Source organism: Paenibacillus ottowii (genome assembly GCF_050516475.1).
In the GTDB taxonomy this organism is placed as follows: Bacteria; Bacillota; Bacilli; order Paenibacillales; family Paenibacillaceae; genus Paenibacillus; species Paenibacillus ottowii.
Genome location: NZ_CP191577.1, coordinates 4,014,682 through 4,035,797, shown reverse-complemented (window position 1 = coordinate 4,035,797; position 21,116 = coordinate 4,014,682). Strand labels below are relative to the sequence as shown.

At 45.9% G+C, this 21,116-nt stretch carries 20 protein-coding genes; 10 read left to right on the top strand and 10 right to left on the bottom strand.

The genetic code is table 11. The features are described 5' to 3' along the window. A partial coding sequence (locus ACQQ6X_RS18770) for a GntR family transcriptional regulator (protein ID WP_430493479.1) occupies nt 1-505 on the bottom strand: 505 nt, incomplete at its 3' end. 284 nt (nt 506-789) lie between these two features. Here ACQQ6X_RS18770 and ACQQ6X_RS18765 point away from each other — a divergent pair. The 4 genes from ACQQ6X_RS18765 to ACQQ6X_RS18750 all read left to right on the top strand — a co-directional run bounded on the left by ACQQ6X_RS18765 (nt 790) and on the right by ACQQ6X_RS18750 (nt 4,949). Then, entirely contained in the window at nt 790-1,764 is a 975-nt protein-coding gene (locus ACQQ6X_RS18765; RefSeq protein WP_149036015.1) for an SIS domain-containing protein, read from the top strand. Continuing rightward, on the top strand, nt 1,754-2,683 hold the full coding sequence (locus ACQQ6X_RS18760; RefSeq protein ID WP_305166539.1) for a PfkB family carbohydrate kinase: 930 nt from the start codon (nt 1,754-1,756) through the stop codon (nt 2,681-2,683). The genes ACQQ6X_RS18765 and ACQQ6X_RS18760 overlap by 11 nt, the downstream gene beginning before the upstream one ends. A 103-nt stretch (nt 2,684-2,786) precedes the next feature. Further along, nucleotides 2,787-4,103 (top strand): anaerobic C4-dicarboxylate transporter family protein, encoded by a 1,317-nt coding sequence (locus ACQQ6X_RS18755; protein ID WP_305166538.1) that lies wholly within the window; start codon nt 2,787-2,789, stop codon nt 4,101-4,103. Nucleotides 4,104-4,133: 30 nt separating this feature from the next. Next, a complete protein-coding gene (locus ACQQ6X_RS18750) occupies nt 4,134-4,949 on the top strand; it encodes a sugar phosphate isomerase/epimerase family protein (RefSeq protein WP_305166537.1) in 816 nt (271 codons plus the stop codon). A 196-nt stretch (nt 4,950-5,145) separates the two neighbouring features. Here the strand turns inward: ACQQ6X_RS18750 and ACQQ6X_RS18745 are convergent, their stop codons facing one another. After that, complete coding sequence (locus tag ACQQ6X_RS18745) at nt 5,146-6,222, bottom strand: glycosyltransferase (protein ID WP_305166536.1); 1,077 nt, start codon at nt 6,220-6,222, stop codon at nt 5,146-5,148. Between the two features lie 389 nt (nt 6,223-6,611). Between ACQQ6X_RS18745 and ACQQ6X_RS18740 the strand changes: the two genes are divergently transcribed. The 3 genes from ACQQ6X_RS18740 (at nt 6,612) to ACQQ6X_RS18730 (ending at nt 10,930) form a co-directional block, all read left to right on the top strand. Next, on the top strand, nt 6,612-9,458 hold the full coding sequence (locus tag ACQQ6X_RS18740) for a methyltransferase domain-containing protein (protein WP_305166535.1): 2,847 nt from the start codon (nt 6,612-6,614) through the stop codon (nt 9,456-9,458). 24 nt (nt 9,459-9,482) lie between these two features. Continuing rightward, nucleotides 9,483-10,145, top strand: coding sequence for a class I SAM-dependent methyltransferase (locus ACQQ6X_RS18735; protein WP_305166534.1), 663 nt, complete (start codon nt 9,483-9,485; stop codon nt 10,143-10,145). A gap of 83 nt (nt 10,146-10,228) precedes the next feature. Continuing rightward, nucleotides 10,229-10,930, top strand: coding sequence for an HAD family hydrolase (locus ACQQ6X_RS18730; protein WP_016819605.1), 702 nt, complete (start codon nt 10,229-10,231; stop codon nt 10,928-10,930). 102 nt (nt 10,931-11,032) lie between these two features. Here ACQQ6X_RS18730 and ACQQ6X_RS18725 read toward each other — a convergent pair whose 3' ends face one another. From ACQQ6X_RS18725 to ACQQ6X_RS18700, 6 genes are read right to left on the bottom strand one after another with little or no spacing between them, the layout of a single operon-like run. Beyond that, nucleotides 11,033-12,211 (bottom strand): YheC/YheD family protein, encoded by a 1,179-nt coding sequence (locus ACQQ6X_RS18725; RefSeq protein WP_305166533.1) that lies wholly within the window; start codon nt 12,209-12,211, stop codon nt 11,033-11,035. Then, entirely contained in the window at nt 12,193-12,708 is a 516-nt protein-coding gene (locus ACQQ6X_RS18720) for a GNAT family N-acetyltransferase (RefSeq protein ID WP_063213132.1), read from the bottom strand. The genes ACQQ6X_RS18725 and ACQQ6X_RS18720 overlap by 19 nt, the downstream gene beginning before the upstream one ends. Nucleotides 12,709-12,726: 18 nt before the next feature. Then, nucleotides 12,727-13,833, bottom strand: coding sequence for a YheC/YheD family protein (locus ACQQ6X_RS18715; protein ID WP_305166532.1), 1,107 nt, complete (start codon nt 13,831-13,833; stop codon nt 12,727-12,729). Further along, nucleotides 13,830-15,200 carry a YheC/YheD family protein gene (locus tag ACQQ6X_RS18710; RefSeq protein ID WP_305166531.1) on the bottom strand — a complete coding sequence of 457 codons (1,371 nt, stop codon included), beginning with the start codon at nt 15,198-15,200 and terminating at the stop codon, nt 13,830-13,832. Before ACQQ6X_RS18710 ends, ACQQ6X_RS18715 begins: the two co-directional genes overlap by 4 nt. 12 nt (nt 15,201-15,212) lie before the next feature. After that, the gene (locus ACQQ6X_RS18705; protein ID WP_305166530.1) at nt 15,213-16,367 is read right to left on the bottom strand and encodes a YheC/YheD family protein; all 1,155 of its coding nucleotides are present in this window, start codon (nt 16,365-16,367) and stop codon (nt 15,213-15,215) included. Between the two features lie 43 nt (nt 16,368-16,410). Beyond that, nucleotides 16,411-17,790 carry a YheC/YheD family protein gene (locus ACQQ6X_RS18700; protein ID WP_305166529.1) on the bottom strand — a complete coding sequence of 460 codons (1,380 nt, stop codon included), beginning with the start codon at nt 17,788-17,790 and terminating at the stop codon, nt 16,411-16,413. 162 nt (nt 17,791-17,952) lie between these two features. Between ACQQ6X_RS18700 and ACQQ6X_RS18695 the strand changes: the two genes are divergently transcribed. The 3 genes from ACQQ6X_RS18695 (at nt 17,953) to ACQQ6X_RS18685 (ending at nt 20,192) form a co-directional block, all read left to right on the top strand. Beyond that, complete coding sequence (locus ACQQ6X_RS18695; RefSeq protein ID WP_305166528.1) at nt 17,953-18,297, top strand: YlbF family regulator; 345 nt, start codon at nt 17,953-17,955, stop codon at nt 18,295-18,297. Nucleotides 18,298-18,369: 72 nt separating this feature from the next. Beyond that, on the top strand, nt 18,370-18,654 hold the full coding sequence (locus tag ACQQ6X_RS18690; RefSeq protein WP_064796231.1) for a hypothetical protein: 285 nt from the start codon (nt 18,370-18,372) through the stop codon (nt 18,652-18,654). A gap of 203 nt (nt 18,655-18,857) precedes the next feature. Continuing rightward, nucleotides 18,858-20,192, top strand: coding sequence for a DRTGG domain-containing protein (locus tag ACQQ6X_RS18685; RefSeq protein WP_149036027.1), 1,335 nt, complete (start codon nt 18,858-18,860; stop codon nt 20,190-20,192). Nucleotides 20,193-20,236: 44 nt separating this feature from the next. Here the strand turns inward: ACQQ6X_RS18685 and ACQQ6X_RS18680 are convergent, their stop codons facing one another. Both ACQQ6X_RS18680 and ACQQ6X_RS18675 read right to left on the bottom strand, forming a co-directional pair. Continuing rightward, entirely contained in the window at nt 20,237-20,734 is a 498-nt protein-coding gene (locus ACQQ6X_RS18680; protein WP_305166527.1) for a hypothetical protein, read from the bottom strand. A gap of 12 nt (nt 20,735-20,746) precedes the next feature. After that, the gene (locus ACQQ6X_RS18675) at nt 20,747-21,076 is read right to left on the bottom strand and encodes a YtrH family sporulation protein (protein WP_305166526.1); all 330 of its coding nucleotides are present in this window, start codon (nt 21,074-21,076) and stop codon (nt 20,747-20,749) included. Nucleotides 21,077-21,116 lie beyond the last annotated feature (40 nt).

The following is a 21,116-nucleotide window of genomic DNA, read 5'->3' as shown; positions in this document are numbered from 1 at the left end:
AAATATCATAAAGAGATATATTATTTAAATCCTCTTGTAACAAAAAAGAAAAAGAAGAAGGGAAACGTGAATACTCTACAGATACCGGCACATTGTCAGCATACCTGATTCTTTCTATATTGATAACTTTATCCCCTGGCATTAAACCTAAATGTTCTTGATCCGATGCTGTAGCATCTTCAATCACGCATTTTATTACTTTTGCACCAGGCACTTTATTTTGTAATTTACAAGTATCGCTAAATCCAATGGTCTCTACGACATTTTTTTTGATTTTATCTTTTGTAATAAATGTTCCTTTTCCCGGAATCCGTACCAAATAACCTTCAGAGGTAAGGAAATCAAGTGCCGCACGGACAGTTACACGGCTCACATTATTGGCTTCACTTAATTCTAATTCTGTAGGGAGTTTGTCTCCTGGTTTTAGGGTACCGTTGTGGATGGAATCTAAAATTTTTTCTTGCAGCTGTCTATATAACGGTGAAGATTCTGAATGATCAATCATGCAGTTCAACCTCCAAATCAAGTTTTTATAAATGTATTATATTGTTTTATATCAGCATGCTTATATTATAACAGCATATACAATTTATGAATAGCTTGTAAGCCCTTGCAATAAGGGGTTTATCCTTTAAAAATCGGGGGAATTGAAGCAGTACTCTAGAAAAAGTAGTAAAGTGTTATTGCCTCATGTATTGTTTTGTGTTATTGTTTGTTTATAACATTCCAATACATACACCGGTGTGGAATGGAAAACAAGGAAATGTATCATACAAGGAGGAAATGATAATGGAAATCAAAAAAATTATTGAAGAAATTGTAGCAAATAAACAAGAGGCTGGCGGTATTAAGCAGGTATATTATGTAGCTTGCGGCGGCTCTTATGGTGCTTTTTATCCTGCAAAAACATTTCTTGAAAAAGAAGCAAAGGAAGTTAAGGTAGGACTTTATACCAGTAATGAGTTTGTGCATAACACACCTAGAGCATTTGGAGAAAATTCAGTACTGGTAGTGGCATCACATAAAGGGAATACACCAGAGACTGTGAAGGCCGCAGAATTAGGTAAAACAGCAGGAGTTCCAGTTATTGCATTAACATGGGTTGAAGATTCTCCTATTACAGAACAAGCAGACTATGTGGTGAAGTACACATTTGGGGATGGCAAAGATATTGCCCGCGAGAAAACCATGAAAGCACTAATGACGGCGGTAGAGGTATTAAATCAGACCGAGGGATATGAGCATTATAAAAAATTCCTGGACGGAGTAGGAAAAATAGATCGAATTGTTAAAAATGCATGCAAACACGTGGAAAAACGTGCTCTGGCTTTTGCGAAAAATCATAAAGATGATTCCGTAATCTACACCATGGCAAGCGGAGCTGGTTACGGGGCTGCCTATATGCAAAGCATCTGCATTTTTATGGAGATGCAATGGATCAACTCTTCCAGCATACATTCAGGTGAATATTTCCATGGGCCATTTGAGATTACTGATGCTGAAATACCATTTGTCATTCAGGTCTCTGAAGGAAGTACCCGACCTTTAGATGAAAGAGCGTTAAAGTTCCTTAACCGTTATACCCAGAGGGTAGAGGTGTTAGACGCAAAGGATTTGGGACTGTCTACCATTGACAGCTCTGTGGTTGATTACTTCAATCATTCCTTATTTAATAATGTTTACCCCGTTTATAATCAAGCTTTGGCCGTTGAAAGAGCGCATCCGCTTACAACTCGTAGATATATGTGGAAGGTTGAATATTAATCTTTTAGCAACCTTTAGAGGGGATATTCTTATGGAACAATATAAGGTTATTGGCATCGGTGACAATGTAGTAGATAAATATGTCCACCAGGGTATGATGTACCCTGGTGGAAATGCCTTGAACTTTTGTGCATATGCCAGAATGTGTGGGATGGAGGCATCTTATTTAGGGAAGTTTGGTAATGATCCTATAGCTCAGTATATTCAAAAGGTTATAGACGATTTAGAGATAGAACATAACCATTGCCGGATTTTTGTAGGGGAAAATGGGTATGCACGGGTTACATTGGAAGACGGTGATCGTGTATTTCTGGGCTCCAATAAAGGCGGTATTGCAAAGGAAAAGGCATGGGATTTTACGGAAAATGACTTGAACTACATTGAAAACTTCTCCGTAATTCATACTAGTCTAAATAGCTATATAGAGCAGGATCTCGCAACATTAAAAAAAACGAATGTGCCTATCTCCTATGATTTCTCGGTACGCTGGAATGATGAATATTTGGAACAAATATGCCGGTATGCGGACATTTCATTCCTTTCATGCAGTCAATTAACGGAAGGTGAAAGAAAAAGAGAAATGCTAAAAGCACAGAAATTTGGTTCTAAAATAGTGATTGGTACTGTGGGGGAAAATGGATCATTTGCTCTCTATAAAGATCAATGGATGCACCAGCCGGCAGTATTGACGGATACCGTGGATACGATGGGAGCGGGGGACTCTTATATAACCGCTTTTATTGTAGAGATGATTAGAAGCTCTAAAGCCGGTAAGATTTTCTACGGTGAAGATGAGGATATGCTTCGGAGTATCAAAGCAAGCATGGAAAAAGGAGCAGTTTTTGCGGCTAAAATATGCCAGATAAACGGAGCTTTTGGCCACGGCACACCCATTTGTTGTTCTGACTCGGAAGACTAGGCATGATAAGAATTTTGTAAGCGTATTCAACAAAGGGCGGCTACGCCCTTGTAGATAATGAAGATCGGTAAAGTTCGTAAAATCAAAAAAAGGGAGAATTCTTATGTTTTGGTTTGAGCTATTGATCATCTTTTTACTCATTTTCTTCGGCGCTAGAGTTGGCGATGTTTTTATGGGCTTGCTCGGTGGAGTGGGCGTAGCGATTTTTGTATTTATCTTTCATGTCCAACCAGCGGCTCCTCCCATTGATGTAATGCTGATTATTTTAGCGGTTGTATTGGCCGCCTCTGCGCTGCAGTCTTCAGGCGGACTTAACTTACTCGTCCAGATTGCAGAGAAAATGCTTAGTAAGTCACCTAAGAATATTACAATCATAGCTCCAATCATATCCTGGTTATTTACCTTCTTATCAGGAACCGGGCATGTTGTATACAGTTTATTGCCTATTATCAATAAGCTTGCCATTGATAATGATATCAGGCCGGAAAGACCCATTTCAAATAGTATCATTGCTTCTCAGCAGGCAGTAACTTGCTCACCGGTTTCAGCAGCTACTGCTGCTATGATTGGATTTATGTCACCCCTTGGAGTAAGTTTGGGAACTATCTTGGCCATTTCCATACCTGCTACACTCTTAGGTGTCATTACAAGTGCGGTGTGTACGTTGCGTAAAGGGAAAGAATTATCTGAAGATTCGGAATATTTGCATAGATTGGCAGAAGGTTTAATTGAAAAATCAGAAAAGAAGGCTGAGAAAAAAGAAACTTCAAAAGGAGCGAAAGCCGCTGTTATTCTCTTTTTGATGGGGGTTTTAGCCATTGTTATTATGGGCATGTTTACTCAGCTGCGTCCATCCTGGGTGCTGAATGGCGAGGTTACTAGTCTATCAATGCCGCATACCATTGAAATGATTATGCTAGTCTGCGCTACTATGATTATTATCGTATGCCGTCCTGCGATTGAAACAATTCTTAACGGACCCATATTCAGGGCAGGGGCGCTGGCTATGGTTTGTGCCTTTGGGTTAGCCTGGATGAGCAGTACCTTTATTAACGGACAAACCGCTTTTATTCAAGATCATGTTGCTACGATTGTAAATAGCCATCCGTGGATGCTGGCCGTTATCATGTTTATCGTTGCTGCTTTAACTACGAGCCAAGGTGTCACAACATTAATTATGATACCTATTGCCATTGCACTTGATTTGCCTACCTACATCATCATTGGAGCGTGGATGGCTGTAAATGCAAACTTCTTTTTACCAGTATCTGCTCAGTGCCTTGCTGCCATATCTTTTGATACAGCGGGTACGACTAAAATTGGTAAATATGTATTGAACCACAGTTTTATGATACCTGGAATGATTAATATTATTATATCTGTAATATTAGCTACTTTACTTGGAAGCGTTTTAATATAGCGTCGTGTAAAAAGGAGGTATCTAATTATTATGATACAGATATCACAAGTGGCGGCTGCAAACTATCATTATAAAAGATATTCTTTGGAGTATTTTTTAGATTCTGTTGCAAGGCTTGGATTCCAAAATATTGAATTGTGGGCTTCAGGTCCACATCTTCATTTAGACTATTTTACGTATCAGGATATAAAAAAATTAAATAAAAAAGTAAAAGAAAGAGGGTTAAAGACGATCTGCTTTACCCCTGAGCAGTATGTCTACCCGGTAAGCATCAGTCATCCTGATCCGGAGTATAGAAAAAGAAGTATTGAGTTTTTTTGTCGGCATATCGAAGTTGCATCTTTGCTGGAATGTGACAAAGTGTTGGTGACCACAGGCATCGCCTACTTGGATGTTGATGAGACAGAAATGTGGAAATGGTGCAGAGAATCTTTAGGCGAAATATGTAAAACAGCAGAAAAAGAGGGGATTTACCTTCCTATGGAGGCATTTACCTCTTTTACTACACAGGTGTTTAATACAGCCAAGCACATTTCCAAGATGATAAAAGAAGTGGGGAGTCCTTATTTAAAAGGTTTAGGGGATACAGATGTGATGGAAACTACAGGAAAGGATACCATTCATGATTTTATAAGGGAACTGGGAAATAATTTAATGCATGTACATTTCGTGGATGGTAATCCTGGAGGACATCTGGTGCCCGGGGAAGGCAAATTAGCAATGACGGAAGTACTAAGGGAACTTAACGGTATAGATTATAAGGGATATCTAGGTCTGGAATTATTGGATAGAAGGTATGTGATGAAATCCGGAAAAAGCCCTGAAAGATTCGCTCACGTGGTTTGAAAAACACCTGGAATGATATAAAGAGGGGCGACTTTTTACTATTTTATATCACGAATTTTAAATCAGGAAAGTCGATTCCCTATAAGAGGAATCGACTTTTTTAAATACGCCCAGCACAGTATGAATGTTAACTTCAGAGCGGGAAATCCCGGACGGCAACTGGCAAGTACCTGCTTTTAGCCAATGTTCGTCTTCCTTATTTCTGTTGCTCTAGTTGTGCAAAATACTGCTCGTTGTATAAGACGCTTGGATGAGTGGGATGGTGCAACTGAGCTATGCGATGATGCGATTTTGCCTGTTCGATGTCGCCGATTCGGTCGTAACACAGGCATAATTGCAAGTGTGGAAACCAGGTATAGTACGACGAATTGGTTAAGGCCATTACATCTTCCGAGGGCTTGATCAGCGTCGCTTGACGAAACCAATAAATAGCTTGAGCATACTGCTCATCTTCAATGAACAAATTGCCGAAAACACAGCAGAATTGGGCGCGTGGTACATCAAGGGTAAGTGTGCGAAGTAGAGCCATACGTTGCTTCTGTTTTTGTTCTTGGCGACCGTAGCAATCCGCTAGCTTAAAGCAGGCAGCAATCCGATCTTCTGTCCACCCTCGATTCAGCTCCAGATAGTGTTCGTACTGCTGAATGGCTTCTAGTATACGCCCGTTATCATATAACTCATTGGCGAAGTAGTAGTGATCTCGTTCCGAAAAAACGGTGCCTCTTTCCCGCTGCTTGAGATATATGTTCAAATTACGGTCGGAGTGAGGGCGCGTTTTTTTATGGGTCACAGCCATATCACTGTGAAAGGTGCTGCCTGTGACATTCAGAAATTCGTGAACAAATCCGATCCATCTGAATCTGCGATCACGCCGTACAATGCGGTTTCTTTTGAGCTTATACAACGGCTGTCCTTGTTCATCTACGGAAAGTACATAATCCATGGTAATACTGTCATAGGAGAGGGTGGCTTGTTTTTTCCAGTTGAGAAAGGATAATCGATCTTTTTCTTCCAGTATGTCATCGGCATCCAGCCAAAATTGATATTCTTGCGTTGCCTGATCAAACGCATAATTGCGGGCAACGGAGAAATCATCGCACCACTCAAAATGGTATATACGAGCGTTAAATGATGCAGCGACCTCTTGGGTTCTGTCGGTAGAGCCAGTATCCACGATGATCATCTCATCCACCAGATCATGAACTGATTTCAGGCAGGTATGAAGGGCTTCTTCTTCGTTTTTGACAATCATGCATAAGCTGACAGTTACCATGCTCTTTGTCCCTCCCAAAAAACTTGGTATAATCCCCATTTTATTAGGATAGCTTGCTCATTATGTAGTAATTTCGACGGTGCGAGTAGAGGCGATGTGATGATCATAAATTCAGTTCTGCTCTAATAAATTAGAAAATCAAAGTTGGATGTTTGGGGGGAGAGTATGGATTGAGCGATGTGCGTGACATTCCAGGTAGGACGTGCGACAGGATTTATGGTTGAATGGGAAGATTGTATTTGGTATTCATGTCGTTTTCATTGATATTTTCGGGCGTAAGTCCATTTATACCAGGCTCACTCCCATATCGCTTGGTCGAACTTAGGGTATGCGTTAGGACATGGAGGGGGAACGGTTATGAGGCTTCCGCCTGATGGAGGCGTTGACACATGCGTATACTAATCGGCAGCCCTGTGCACCAGAAGCCGGAAATTTTATCTTTGTTTCTTCAAGCCTTGGAGCGCCTGGAGGCACCTGAGGTGCTGCCAGATTATTTGTTTGTCGATGATAATGACAATCCGATTTCAAGCCAGTGGCTAGTTGACTTTGCCAATCGGCTTCCGGGTCGGGTTCTGCCCTTGCTAACAGGCTCACAGCAAGTAGAGCACCGTAGTGATGAGCACACACATTACTGGCCGCCTGCTCTCGTCTGGAAAGTGGCTGGCTTTAAAAATCGTCTTATTGAATATGCGCTTCAGCACAATTATGACGCGTTGTTTCTGGTCGATTCAGACCTGGTTCTTCATTCTCGTACCTTGCGCAGGCTGGTGGAGACGGAGAAGGATATCGTATCAGAGATTTTCTGGACACGTTGGCAACCGGAAGGACCGCTATTGCCTCAAGTGTGGGTCAGTGATGAATATAATTTGTTCCACCGCGAAGATGGCGAGGTATTGTCGGCAGAGGAGCGAGCGCAACGTGAGTTGCATTTTATACACCAGTTGCACGTTCCGGGTTTGTATGAGGTGGGTGGGCTAGGCGCGTGTACCTTAATCCGCAGACGGGCGTTGGAAGCAGGAATTCATTTTGGCAAAATCAAAAACGTTTCTTATTGGGGAGAAGATCGACATTTTTGTATTCGGGCGGCTGCATTTGGATTTCCACTTTTTGTGGACACACACTATCCGGCAATGCATCTATATCGGGAAGCCGATCGAATGAAGGCAGAACAGTTATTATCCGCCCTAAAGTATTTTACATCGAACCATTCAGAGCATTTAACACATACGGAACATTCCAATACTTCTCCAAACGCTTCAGTCTTCAATCATCCAGCAGATTCAAGAGCCCCTGAGTTCCTTGACCCTCCAGTTATACCCGATCATCTCCGTGAAACTGCTATCTTTGCAAAATACACGGCGGATTCGTTTGTAGTACCACCCACGTTCACGGGTCCACGACAAAGCGAGCTTTATACACCGCCTGTCTCTAACCCTAAATTGACGCTGACCATGACGGTATACAATGAGGCAAATCGCAAGCTTACAGACGTGCTGCTGAGTCACCGGGAATACATTGATGAAGCAGTCATTATTGATGATGGTAGTCATGACAATAGCGCAGAGTTGTGCCGGGAGATCTTGCAAGGAATCCCACTGCGTCTGATCCGCAATGAAACACCCTCTTTTACCAATGAAGTCGAACTGCGAAAGCAGCAGTGGAGAGAGACATTGGCTTCCTCTCCCGAATGGATATTAAGCATGGATGCTGACGAAATGTTCGAATCCCGTTTTGCCCAAGGGGTACATTCTTTGTTAGCGGGAACGAAAGCGGATACGATTTGTTTCAGGTTGTTTGATATGTGGTCTTCCACGCATTATCGTGATGATGATTATTGGCAGGCCCATCGATATTACCGTCCTTTTTTAATTCGATATAAAGAAGGGTTCCCGTATAAATGGAAGGAGCAGTCCTTGCATTGTGGGAGATTACCCGAAAATGTACTTGATCTTCCCACTGAGATCAGCAACTATCGTATTCAACATTGGGGATGGTATACCCCTGCTATTCGTATGGCCAAATTTGAGCGGTACCAGCTGCTTGACCCAAGTGCTCGTTATGGATGGAAAGAGCAGTATGAATCCATTTTGGACCCGAACCCACGGCTCACGCTCTGGGTGGACCAGGACAGCAACAAAAATGCAGAAAAAGAACCTGCATCAGAATATGAACCTGTCGAGCAGGTAAACGCATCGGATGTCGCCAAGGTGGCGAGTGTGCAGGTCATTGACAAACCTGACCTACAAATTAAAAGTGAAACCAAGGACACATCTTATAGCAAGGAGAAGGTGAAGGGGGCAGAGCAGAGTGTAAAATGCAAACTGTGTGGCTCATCTGACACGATAGTATTTCATGATTATCAACGCTTTACCTTGATGGGCTGCGGCTCCTGTGGATTGGTTTTTCGTAAGGATGTGGATCATATTCAGACTGAGGAAATGATAGCAGAGATTTATAATGCCAATTGGGTTGCTATGCGGGATAGAGCAGCGGCGTCCACCTATGGGGATCATGCCCTTTTTGGACTCATGTTGCTCGATATGTTCAGTCCCGCAAAAGGGAAGCTGCTTGAGATTGGCTCAGGCACCGGAGAATTTATCCATGCTGCCCTCCAAGCTGGCTGGAATGCAGTGGGCATTGAGCCTTCCAGTGAATCGCGTGCCTATGCCAAATGCAATTATGAGGTAGAGCTATTACCCGGCTATTGGAACGGTGAAACACAATTAGATGCCCAAACACAACAATCCGTGGAAATTCACCGAGATCACGAAGATCAGGAAGGGATTGGGGCCGAAAGTTTAGAGGAAGAACTGGACTTATCGCTGGAGCACCCATACGAAGCCATAGCGTGCTGGCATGTGCTGGAGCATATCGCGGACCCGGTCGCATTTTTAACAGATTTGCGCGAACAGCTTCAACCTGACGGAACATTATATATTACGGTGCCCAATAAAAACTCGTTTACCAATGAGGCTTATGGTGTTAATTCGCCTTTATATACGGAGGAAGATCATTTGTATCATTATTCGGATCATACGCTGACGCTCTTGCTGGAAAAGTCCGGCCTGCGTCCAGTGTCTTTGTTCACCCGCCAGCTGCCCTCTGATCTGGATGCTTTGCTGCAAGCACACCCTTTGTACGGTGAGCTTACTTTTACAGAGCAAATGGGATTGTTGGCTAAGCTTCAGGGCGAGAAACGGGGTCATGAATTATGCTGTGTAGCAAGGGTAATCTAAATATCCCCGAAGGAGGCTACATTTATGGATATGGCTGACCCGTATCTATCTCGCTTTTTTGTATATTCTGATCCCAACTCGTCCAACATGATTTACAGACTCCCTCAAAGCTGGTGGAGTCGTCCCTATGAGTATGAATGGTGTCTCCAATTTATGTCCGGGCAAGATACAGTATTGGACGCGGCATGTGGAATCCCTCATCCCTTTAAATTTGAGCTGGCCCGCCGTTGCGCTCAGGTCTATGCCTGCGATCTGGATATACGAATCGTTTCTGTAGATGCCATCTTGGCTGAGGTGCGGCGCGATATTGGAGAGGAGGCCGCCGAGCGCATTCAGGAGATTTTACCGGTTCGGCTCCACACCGCACATGCCAATCTGACCGCCCTGCCCTATGAGAATGCCAGTTTTGACAAAATTGTATGTATTTCCGTGTTGGAGCACTTAACGCCTGATGAATCTTTGGCAGCCTTGTGTGAATTTCACCGAACTTTAAGGGATGACGGAATGCTGCTGTTGACGTTTGATTACCCTACAGTGGATCTTTCGGCGATGGAACAATGGATAGAAAAGGCGGGATTTTCGTATTGGAGTGGTGTAGATCTCCAGCTTCCACGGGGAGCTCTGCACACAGATATGTGGGGTGGCTTACATTGTTTTAGGACTGTTCTAAAAAAATATAAGAGTTAATGGTATGCGCAATGAGGTTTACACGGGCCTCTCTTATTGCTTATCATGAGAGGGGTCGGAGTGTAAACTTACATAGGAAAGGAATGACTGATAACTACATGAACAATGCACCTGTGTTGAAGAAACCTGAGGCTATGGTATTTGATATGGACGGAACACTTTTTCAGACGGAGACGCTGCTGCTTCCTGCGTACCACAAGCTGTTTGATACGCTGCGCGCCGAAGGACTTTATGAAGGAGAGACTCCTCCCGAGGAGCTTATTTTGAATAGTTTGGGTATGCTGCTGGATGAAATCTGGAGAAGGGTAATGCCGGAAGCCAGTGAAGCAGCTCATAGAAGAGCGGACGAGTTGTTGCTTCAGCTGGAGCTGGAGGGGTTGAAGAATGGAAGTCATGCCCTGTATCCACATGTAAAAGAAACACTCCAGGCACTTCATGAGCAAGGTGTCCGTTTATTCGTAGCTAGTAACGGGCTGGAGGATTATGTAAAGGGGATCGCTGCTGCGTATGAAATGGTTCCTATTTTTGAAGGCCTGTACAGCGCTGGGGAATACAGTACGCTTTCCAAGGTGAATTTGCTAGAAATTCTATTAAGCAAGCACGATATTTCGAATGTATGGATGGTAGGAGATCGTTCCTCAGACGTGGAGGCTGGCAAAAAGAACGGGCAGACGGTGATCGGTTGCGCTTATGCTGGATTTGGTGTGAATGATGAGTTGGAAGGGTCCGATGCGATTATTACGGACTTTACGCAGCTGCTTACACTTTATAAAAACGCCGAGTAACTGTGAAAACACAGATAAGGGTTATAAATAGCTTTGACGTACCATATAAATGAATATATGCAGACAATGTCGGGCGGATGACAAAACAAAGGAAGGCACCACTTACGCGGAGCCTTCCTTTGTTTTACTCTCAGTCTTATCCTCTGTTTGATCTTCTGTTTTTTGTTCTGCCTGCGGCTTGGGATTAATCTGAGTATGGTAGACCCACAAGGCGTACTCCATGGGCCTGGTGATGGCGCGACGGTAGGTTTCTTTTTCGCCAATGCGTGAAAATACTTCGCGGGCCGGCTTCGGGTTGACCTCGAGCACGTAGATATGACCGTCCTTATTGATTGCCAAATCGAGCGCAAGCTCACATAATGCCCCATAGCTTTCTTCCAGATATGCAGCGATGTTCAGTCCGAGCTTTTCCCCTTGCTTAATGATGTTCTCTCTCTGGTCTTCATCCCGAATCCATTGCGTTAGTAATTCCTTCATCGGTACGGCCTTGCCTCCACCATGCAGGTTGGAAGTGACACTCCGATGTGCTCCGATCCGCCCGGCACATCCCGTTAGCTCCCATACGCCTTGGCTATTTTTCTGTACCAGCATACGGTAATCATGGACCCTACCGTTCGGCAACTGCACAGGGATGCCTTCCTGAACAATGTAGTTATCCATGTTCCAGCTGCTCAGACGCGGCTCCAGACGATCCAGACGTACCCGCTGCTGGGGAATAATATGACGCTTGCGATTGCGCCCCTCAATCAGATACAGGCCGCTCTGCTTGTTAACAGGTTCAATGCGTAAAATGCCGCGGCCACCCGTACCATTAATTGGCTTGAGGTATACTAGTGAATTCTGTTTGAGCATTCGCTTCACACTATGAAATCCGTCGAACAGCTCTGTTGCAGGCAGATGGGGGCGAAAGGCAGCCTTTCTCGCAAGCTGCTGGTGAATGGCCCATTTGTTGCTCAGCGGTCGGTTTAGATACACAAGGTCTGTATACTGCAAGCGAAATTTCTTTAACTGGCGATACCGCTCACTGCGCTGCACTCGGCAACGGTCAAAAATCATATCGGGAAATTGTCGCCATTTACGTGTCCATTTACCACTGTGCGGATCATAAATTTGGGCAAGGAGCAGTCTGCGATCCTTATGGACATCCGCAGGAGTGAATACATACACATCCAGTCCCAGCCTTTTCCCTTCCGCAATCATGCGTTCATATATATCGCGTTCCTCCAGTTGCTTCTTACTGTTCAAATACAAAGTCATGATGCCTAGGACAGGTTTTGGCACAGCATTCCACCTTCCTCTGCCGTCTGCTCATCTTCGGATAATTCCCCACAAAATATCAGCGTGGGCTTCCCAGTCGGTCCAGTCGTCATTTCATGTGCAATAAGTCCAGCACGGAAACAGGTTTTGAGACTGGCCATATTGTCGGTGGCTACGCTGCACGTCAGACGGCGCAGCTGTTGGAGCTGGGCGGACAGCAGTCTAGCGCCCAGTCTGCGGCCCCGGTAAAGCGGACGAACAATCACGATGCAAGCATCCTTCCCATAGTTGAGAGCGAGGGAAAATCCCGCAATCCGCAGCCCCTTCTCCGTGCGCACATATGCGCACAGGAGAGAGGAGCCAGGAGCGTTCAATTGCTCTGGCGTTAAAACAGCCAACTGCCGCAGAGCATTGCGAGTAATGCGCATGCCGCCTGAACTGCGAGCCAGAAACAGCAACTGTCGTCGTCTCAGTACCCAACTGCGGGTAGGCAAATGTTGAACATTGCTAATTTGCGGCATGATTCCACTTCCTTGGTATTAATTCATTCGTTCGGCCAAAAAGGAGCTGTACTGAAAAATACGCCTAAGTGATTTTTGGCGGATATCCGGCTCGTCGAATTTCATCGGTTTGGCATTGGCTTCAAAAAACCAGAGGGTTCCGAGTGTATCCACACCCAGATCCATGGACATTTCACCGTGAGAAAGACCGGATGCGCGTTCAATTTGACGTGCAATCTGAATGGCGGTACTTTTAACCTTATTCAGCAAATCTGTGCTTTCCTCAGGTCCAAAGAGTGAGGATAGAAGCTTGAACGGGTCCTCTACACTTCCCCCACGCGGAACATGTGTTGTAATACTTCCCTTACCCGCTAATCTTGCACCGACTCCGGTAATGCTCCATGCGCCACGGGCATTTTTTTGCACCAGAATGCGCAAATCGAACGGCTTTTTCTGATAGGTAGCCAGATCAATCCCCTGCTGAATGATATAGGGCGATTTGCCTGCCTCTCGGCGAATACGTCCCCATAGCCGAGACAACGATACAGATCGGTAGGTGATGCTTTTTTTATCATGTTGGATGGTCAACCTGTATGCCATCAGGTGCTCTGGGTTGAATCGGAGGATCATAATTCCCTTCCCTGCTTTTCCGTTTTCTGGCTTAAGATACAGGTATGGATACGCAGACAGCATTTTTCCTAAGGAAGACAGATCACTTAACCGCTTGGTGATCGGAACAAGTTGACGCGTGGATTCCGAGGTACGGAGCCATTTGAACAGTTCCCACTTGTTAAAAAAGCCTGGATTGTACAGTTCAACGCCTGGGGCGTGCGAAATTTCATCCAACTTTGCGCGCACAGAGGTTTTAAGCTCATAGCTACGATTGGGGATACGATTGTAAATGACCTGTGGGGTCGGAAAATTTTGTTCCTCCCACGTCTGTGAGTTTTTGTTATAGATGTAGCCCTTCACCGTTTCATCGGTCAGCTTCAAGTCCCTGACAGTAACAATGTACACCTGATACCCCATGCGTGTTCCGGTTTCCAGAATATCCCTGAAGTTTCGCTGATTCCCCTTGAAAAGTTGTACCTCGTCGTGCACTGTCAATACGGCAACGACTGGTTTTTGCTCCACCTGGGTATTCATATTTCCTCTTTTCTGCGGAATTTACTGAGGTAAAGACAGTGGTCCAAAATATGCTCCACGGATGCTTTACCTTCCGCACGCAACGAAGGATGCTGAAAAATGGATCGACCTGGCTTAGAATTGGCTTCAAACATCCACACCTTTTCATCCTGATCGATGCCCAGGTCAAATCCGATTTCACCCAGTAGATGCTGATGATGGTATTCTATTGCTTCTGCTAGCGTAACTGCTACATTCTTGGCACGTTGAAGCACTTCACCCGCCCGGTCACCGAATACACGACCGAGCGCTTGCTCGGGTGTCATAAGGGAACCGCCGTTTTTGATATGGGTTGTGACACTACCACGTCCGGCTTTTTTGGCTCCAATGCCAACGACGACCCATTGGTTATTGCCGTCTTTGTGCATATGGAACCGGAAGTCAATTGGGCAATTATCAATTTCGATCAGCTGAATGCCCTGCTGAATGACGTAACCTTTTAGTGTCTGCCCCTTATTGGAGTGGAGCATCCGCAGCATGGAATTAAAAGAGGTGAATCGCAGCAATACATTGCTATTTTTCTTCCGGTACCTTACAAAATATCCTTGTTTTGGTACATACGATAGACGATAGATTCCTTTACCGAGACTGCCGCTGCTTGGCTTGTAATAAGCAAATTGATGCCGCTCCAGCATACCTCGGATACGTTCAGAGCTGGGATTCATATAGGATTCAGGGACATAGCGGTTAACCTCTGGATTATTTTCCAGCAGATGATAGATATCGGATTTATTGAAAAAGCTCCAGTTAAAGAAAGGAATTCGCTTGCGCGAAAAGCGTTCGCGTAGTTGATTGATCGCTGGGGAAAAATCAGAGCGACGGCTTGGCAAACGATTGTAGATCACGTCCGGCAGAGGTACGAGTTTACGTGTAAACTCCCCGCTGGATGACAAAAAATAACCGTTAATCGTATCTGTTTGCCAGTTGATATCCCTTGGAGTAAAGGCAAAAATATAAGATTTTTTGCTGCCTTCCTTCAGCAGTTGCTTAATAAAACCTGTGCGTGATCCGAAAGGACGGGTGGTAGAGTTAGTAGCATCAGATAGTACTCCAATCAATGGTCCAAGCTGCACATCTCCATCCTGATTCCGCAAATAGATAGCCCCGCTTTTGGGAACACGGATAGCATTGCGTAAGCCGGAGGTCAAGTATAGATGGCGTCCCGCTTTCTGAATGGGTTTTACGGTTGCGGGAATCTGATCCTTGCCAAGCCGCAGACGAATGGACTTGGCTCCGGATAACTTAAGGCTTTTCAACAAGGCAGTGGATATATACGCCACCTTGTCGGGCTGCTGTGAGAAATGCACATTGCAATGCGTTAAACTCATCTGTTTATCCTCCTATACCGTATGTTCAAGGGAGGCGCCCGCGCCCTTTGGCCCTGTCGCTTTGGAATGGGTCATTAAATATCGAGCATATTCGAGCGGGCGGTTGACCGATCGAAAAGCGGACTTTGGCTGACGAGTCTGAAAAAAGGAGGCCCGACCAGGACGGGAATTAACCTCCAACAGCCAGATATTCCCGCTCCGATCAATACCATAATCGATTCCCAACTCGCCAAGGCGGCCATAGCGTCTCTCCAACGCTCCGGTAATGGTCAAGGACAACTCCATCATCTGCTCGATGATGCGACGGGTGCTGTCCACGCCAAATTGTTCACGAAGGTATGGCTCTGCCGGGTGGGCTTCCCCCCCACCGTGCAGATTGGAAGTCAGAGTTCCTTTTCTGCCTTCTCTCACGGCAAAGCCCGTCAGGCGCCAACAACCGTTGCCGTCCTTTTGCATGAGTGCACGAACATCAAAGGGATGATTGCTTTGGCTTGTTAATTTTAAATAAGGCTGCACGATATAAGCGCGTTTGTGTGCAATACCGTCGATCCATGACAAACCTGCATTCAATTCAGAAAACAAGCGGCGGAACAGGCGGTTTTGAGAGTTCCTGCCTTGTACGTACAGTCCTTGGCCTCCTTCCGTCAGCCGGAGATACAGCGTGCCCTTGCCATGTGTTCCAGACTGTGGTTTCATAAATAGCTCCGAATGGCGTTCCAGCCACTCCACAAGCTGGGTCGTATCCCGATATGGGGCCGTAGGCGGTACAAAGGGCCGCACTTTATCTACCGTATGCAGAGCACGATACACCTGCCATTTGCCAGGCAAGTTACGCGACCAGTAGATGAGCTTGTGTGATTTTCGCTCCGCCATGTCTTCCAGTGTGCGCTTGACATTCAGGCTCTCATGTACATGGAGACAGCGGTTATAAACAATATCCGGCAAGGCAAAGCGGCCGAATGTCCATCCTCCAGCACGATAAACATAACCCTGTATCGATTGATCTTCAGGTGAAACTCCTTCGGCGGTAAACGCCATTACGCTAATACCAGAGCGTCTGCCCAACAAACTTAGCCTGCGGCAGTAATCAGCTTCTGTAATAGGGGGAATAGCGTCCTGCTTTCGGCTAACAAGCACGCCGAGCATGCCTGGCATAACAAGAGACACCGACAACAGCTCCTTTGGCAGTCGGACTCTGGAAAAGATAACTTCATTTGAATCCGGCTGAATAACGGCAATATTCAATCATTTTTTTTACGGACGGGCGGGTTTTCTGATCGTTCAATGGCGTATTGTCATTTTTGGATGGTTTGGAATTGACCTCCAGCAACCAGATACGCCCCGTGCTATCAATCGCCAAATCAATACCAAATTCCGCGAAATGGGCGGGAATCGCTTTTTCTACTCCGCTTGCGATCTCCAGTGCTGCTGTTTTGAGAGAGGTAAGACCACTCGATTTAACAGCTGCGGGCAGCGTGGTTTTGGCTAGTGCTTCTTTGACTGTACTGAGCGTACCACCTCTTGCCAGATTGGATACAAAGTGGCTGCCTCCGGCGATCCGAGCGACAATGGAGGTTACGGTCCAGTTTCCAGACGCATTTTTTTGTACAAGCGCGCGAAAATCGACCGGACGCTTACCGTGATCAATCAAGGTAAGACCCTGTTGCAGCTGAAAACGTGTTGATTTCATTTTCCCCGCCAAGCTTTTGTACAATTTATCGACGTTGGCGTACGTTTGCTTACGGGGAGTGCCCGCTGTCGTGGATAGCACCGTAAAGGTACCATCGGTTTGCTTGTTAATGCGCATAATGCCTTTACCAAGGCTCCCACGCACGGGTTTGATAAAAACAGAGGGATACTGGTTGCACATTTTTTTGAAAACAGCAAGGGTTTGCAGCAAGTGAGACTCGGGTAAATACTTGCGCAGGGAAGAATTAGATTTGAGCGCATCAAACACTTCGTTTTTATCCAAAAACTTTTCATTAAAAATGGTCGTGCCGTACTGCGATTTTACTTCTTTCATGAAATGCTGTACGCTAGTTTTGTTCTCGAGTTTACGGGAGGTAAGCCGGTTATTGACGACATCGCCAGCAGGCATGACCGTCTTTTTCCAGTCTCCGTCATATACCCATCCCTGAACTCGCCCGGGCTGACTTCCGATATGCTCCGGGGTAAAGAAATACACATATGCTCCTTGTCTGCGGCATTCCCCGACTAGTTCACGGCAGAACAGGGTGATCGACCCGAAAGGCTTGTCGGGCTGTTCGGGATAGTCCCGACTAACCAGCACGCTAATAAGTGGGCCCACGCGAAGTGTCCGGCGGCCTCGGCTGTAGGTTACTCGCAGATCACAACTGGCATGGTTGGCATGAAGCCCCATTTTTCGGGCCAGCACGCTTCCCACGCGTAGACCGCTGTATCGGGGTACCGATATGACGGTAACCTCTTGGCGGAACGAACCGAAGGCGAGCTGAACGGGGTGGCCTGCGGATATCTTCCATTTGCGAAGCAGGGACTCGCCGACCATGAGTACGTCATCCTGCAAGATGCCCGATCCGATGATTTGAATCGTTGTTTTTTTGATGGACATCGTGGATCTCCTTCCGGGCAGCAACTTGATGTCTTGAAAGTAACGGGAAACGTGAATGGGCTGTAATAGCACTGATTCATCATATGAGGACATATATACCTTGGTGATTGACGGACAATGTGAAATGTTGACACAAAACTTGTAATGGAGGAATGAACAATCATGAATATCTATGACAAAGCCCATGATTTAGCGAAAGCATTGAAGGAAAGCGAAGAGGTGGAGGAAATTACGTCAGCAATGAAGCTGATTGAAACGGATCCGGAAGCCAAGAAAATGCTCGACGATTTCCGTGAACGCCAAATGGAAGTACAACAGCGAATGATGAGCGGCGATATGCCGGCACAGGAAGAAATGGAAAAGATGGAAAAGATGTTCGAGGTACTTAGCTTGAACCTTAACATCCGTCGTCTGTTCGACGCTGAACGCCGCCTGAGTGTGATTATTGAGGACGTGAATAAGATTATTGCAGACAGTCTTCAACATTTGTACGGTTCATCTCTGTAAGTTTGTCTCATATTCCTTCCTGTCCTCTCATAGACTAGATACATAGAGTCACAGGGAGAGGAAGGGATACGATTGGGTTCTTTTAAGAAATGGAAACACGGTTTGTACACACTGATTGCATTAGCTATGGTATTGGTCGCGTTACCGCGCATCTCGCTGGCAGGTGGATTGAACTGGGTCAACGGCTTTGGGGTGGTCTGGGTACTTTTTGCATTGCTAGTCATCGGAGCGAACCTGCATTTTTTGCTGGGTGTGGATGAGGAAAAGCGCAAAACGCTGGAGCGTGTGCGACGGGCCAAAATGCAGCAGTGGCAGATGAAATGGGATAATAAAGCTGACAAAGGCAATACGCTGTAAGATATTTTTCCAGTTAGCCTGAAGCTTATGCTTCTTAAATTTCAAATCAACCTAGTTATGAAGCGGCCCCTTGTAACAAGAGGGGTCGCTTTTTTGCTATTTCCAAGCAAAAGATATCTTAATGACGAGGGTCTAAAACAAAGGGATTTTGTGGTATAATAGATACAGAATGATACAGATTGAACGTTGGGGGTGTAACAGAGTTGGACGGGCTAGATGAAACAGTTACGAAGCATGAGCAGCTATTGCGTCATATCGAGCAGTTGAAAATAGGCTCCAAAATTTCTGTACGCAGGTTGGCTAAAGAAATGAGCGTGAGCGAAGGCACGGCCTATCGGGCTGTGAAGGAAGCAGAAAATTTGGGAATTGTCATAACCAAGGAACGGATCGGAACAGTACGCGTGGAGAAGCGTCCACGCGGCTTGTCTGAGCAACTGACCTTTGCGGATGTAGTGAATATTGTAGAGGGACATGTGCTGGGCGGAAGCGAGGGACTGGAGAAACCGTTGCACAAGTATGTGATCGGGGCGATGCGTGAAGAAGCGATGGCGCGTTATATTGACGCAGGCAGTTTGCTGATCGTAGGTAACCGGGAGGATGCACATTCGCTTGCACTGGAGCAGGGGGCAGGTGTACTGATTACCGGGGGGTTCGGTACAAGTCGGGAGGTTAAGCAGCTTGCAGACCAGATTAGTCTGCCGATTATTTCTTCGCGCCATGATACTTTTACGGTGGCTTCTATGATTAATAGAGCGATATTTGATCGCCTGATCAAAAAGAAGATTATGTTGGTTGAAGACATTGCGGCAAGCAAACCGAAGACGCTGACCTTGAAAATCAACAGCACGCTTACCGAATTTGAGGAGCTATCGGCGACTACAGGACATCATCATTTTGCCATAGTGGATGAATGGAATCGTTTGATAGGGATCGTCAGCCGTAAAGACGTGGAAGGGCTTCAACCTGAACATACGATGGATAAATGTATGATCCGTAACCCAATCACGGTCACTTACCAGACCTCGCTGGCTTCTGCCGCTCAAATGATGGCGTGGGAAGGTGTAGATTACTTGCCGGTCGTGGACCGCAACCGTAAGCTGCTTGGATCTGTTACACGGCGTGAGGTACTGGAAGCACTGCGTAACGCGCAAAAGCAACCGCAACTGGGCGAAACATTCGACCAGTTGATCTGGAACGGATTTGCTGAGGAGCGCAATGAGGACGGATCATTATTCTTTCGCGGTTTTATCATTCCACAGATGGCTACTAATTTAGGGACGATCTCGGAAGGCGTACTGGTCAACGTGATGACACAAGCGGGTTACCGGGCAGCTAGAGATATGAGCGGCAAGGATTATGTGCTGGATAATTTGACGACTTATTTTATTCGGCCGGTACAGATTGAGGATGCTGTCGTTCTTCGTCCATTGCTGCTTGAGATGAGTCGCCGAACCTGCAAGCTGGAAATTGCGATTTCTCGGGAAAATCATTTGGTGTGCAAAGCTGTGATGACGCTTCAATCTATTGAACACGGTTAATCTACCTCTGGTTGAAGCAGGAAGTGAAGCTAAGTAAGATCGACTTAGTGGCTTTGAGGCAGTCTTTCTTTGGCCTCAAGCCAAATTTGCAGCACGCCTTCCATGACAAGCATCGTTTTGACCTGGATTGTATACTCCTTGTCACGAACGGTGTATTTTTTTTGGTTCAGCAGCATGCGTACCAGCTTGCTGTCAGAGTCAATCTCGAACATATCTCTGCCCCGCAGCACCTCCAGATCACGACTAACGCGGCGAAGAAGCTCTTTCAGGTTAATCGCATCAATTTTTTCAGCCGAAGCTTCCTCCGCGATCAGTTTAATCTCTTTGACAACCGTTTGACGCTTGCTGTATTTACGCAATGTTTTGTTGTCCTCTTCGGCTTGTTGAAGCTTAAATTGAAGGTCCTGGTTGTTCGTCCACAGCTGGTTAAAGCTGGCATGCCAGATCGCATTATAGATCATTCCTCCCGTAACCATACCGAGTACAAAAACGGAGGATAATTGCATAAAAGGGCGCAGGCGCTCAAAGGGGGGAACTCTCATAGTCGTTTCACCTCACGGCCGTCCATTGCCGCATACCCACTTGACCAGCTCTGCACCCATATGAGCGCCTAAAAAAGCGAAAATCAAATACAATATCTGCTTGATGGCAGGTGACAAATTACCATCCAACATATTGCTCTCAATGACCCGGATCGGGTCCATCGTTCCCCCTACAGCGGCGGCAAGCGCCCATATTTTAATCCTGCTGGCAACCTCCAGCATCGTCTGGGTAGGTGGCTGAAGCGATACGACAGCTCCCATTCCGCCGAGCATGGCTCCTCCGAGCACGATGCCGAAGGCAATGAAGAAGTCGAGAATCGCTTTGGATATAAAAGTGCTCATGCTCTTTTCCTCCTTAAGTATACGAATCAGGACCGCGCTT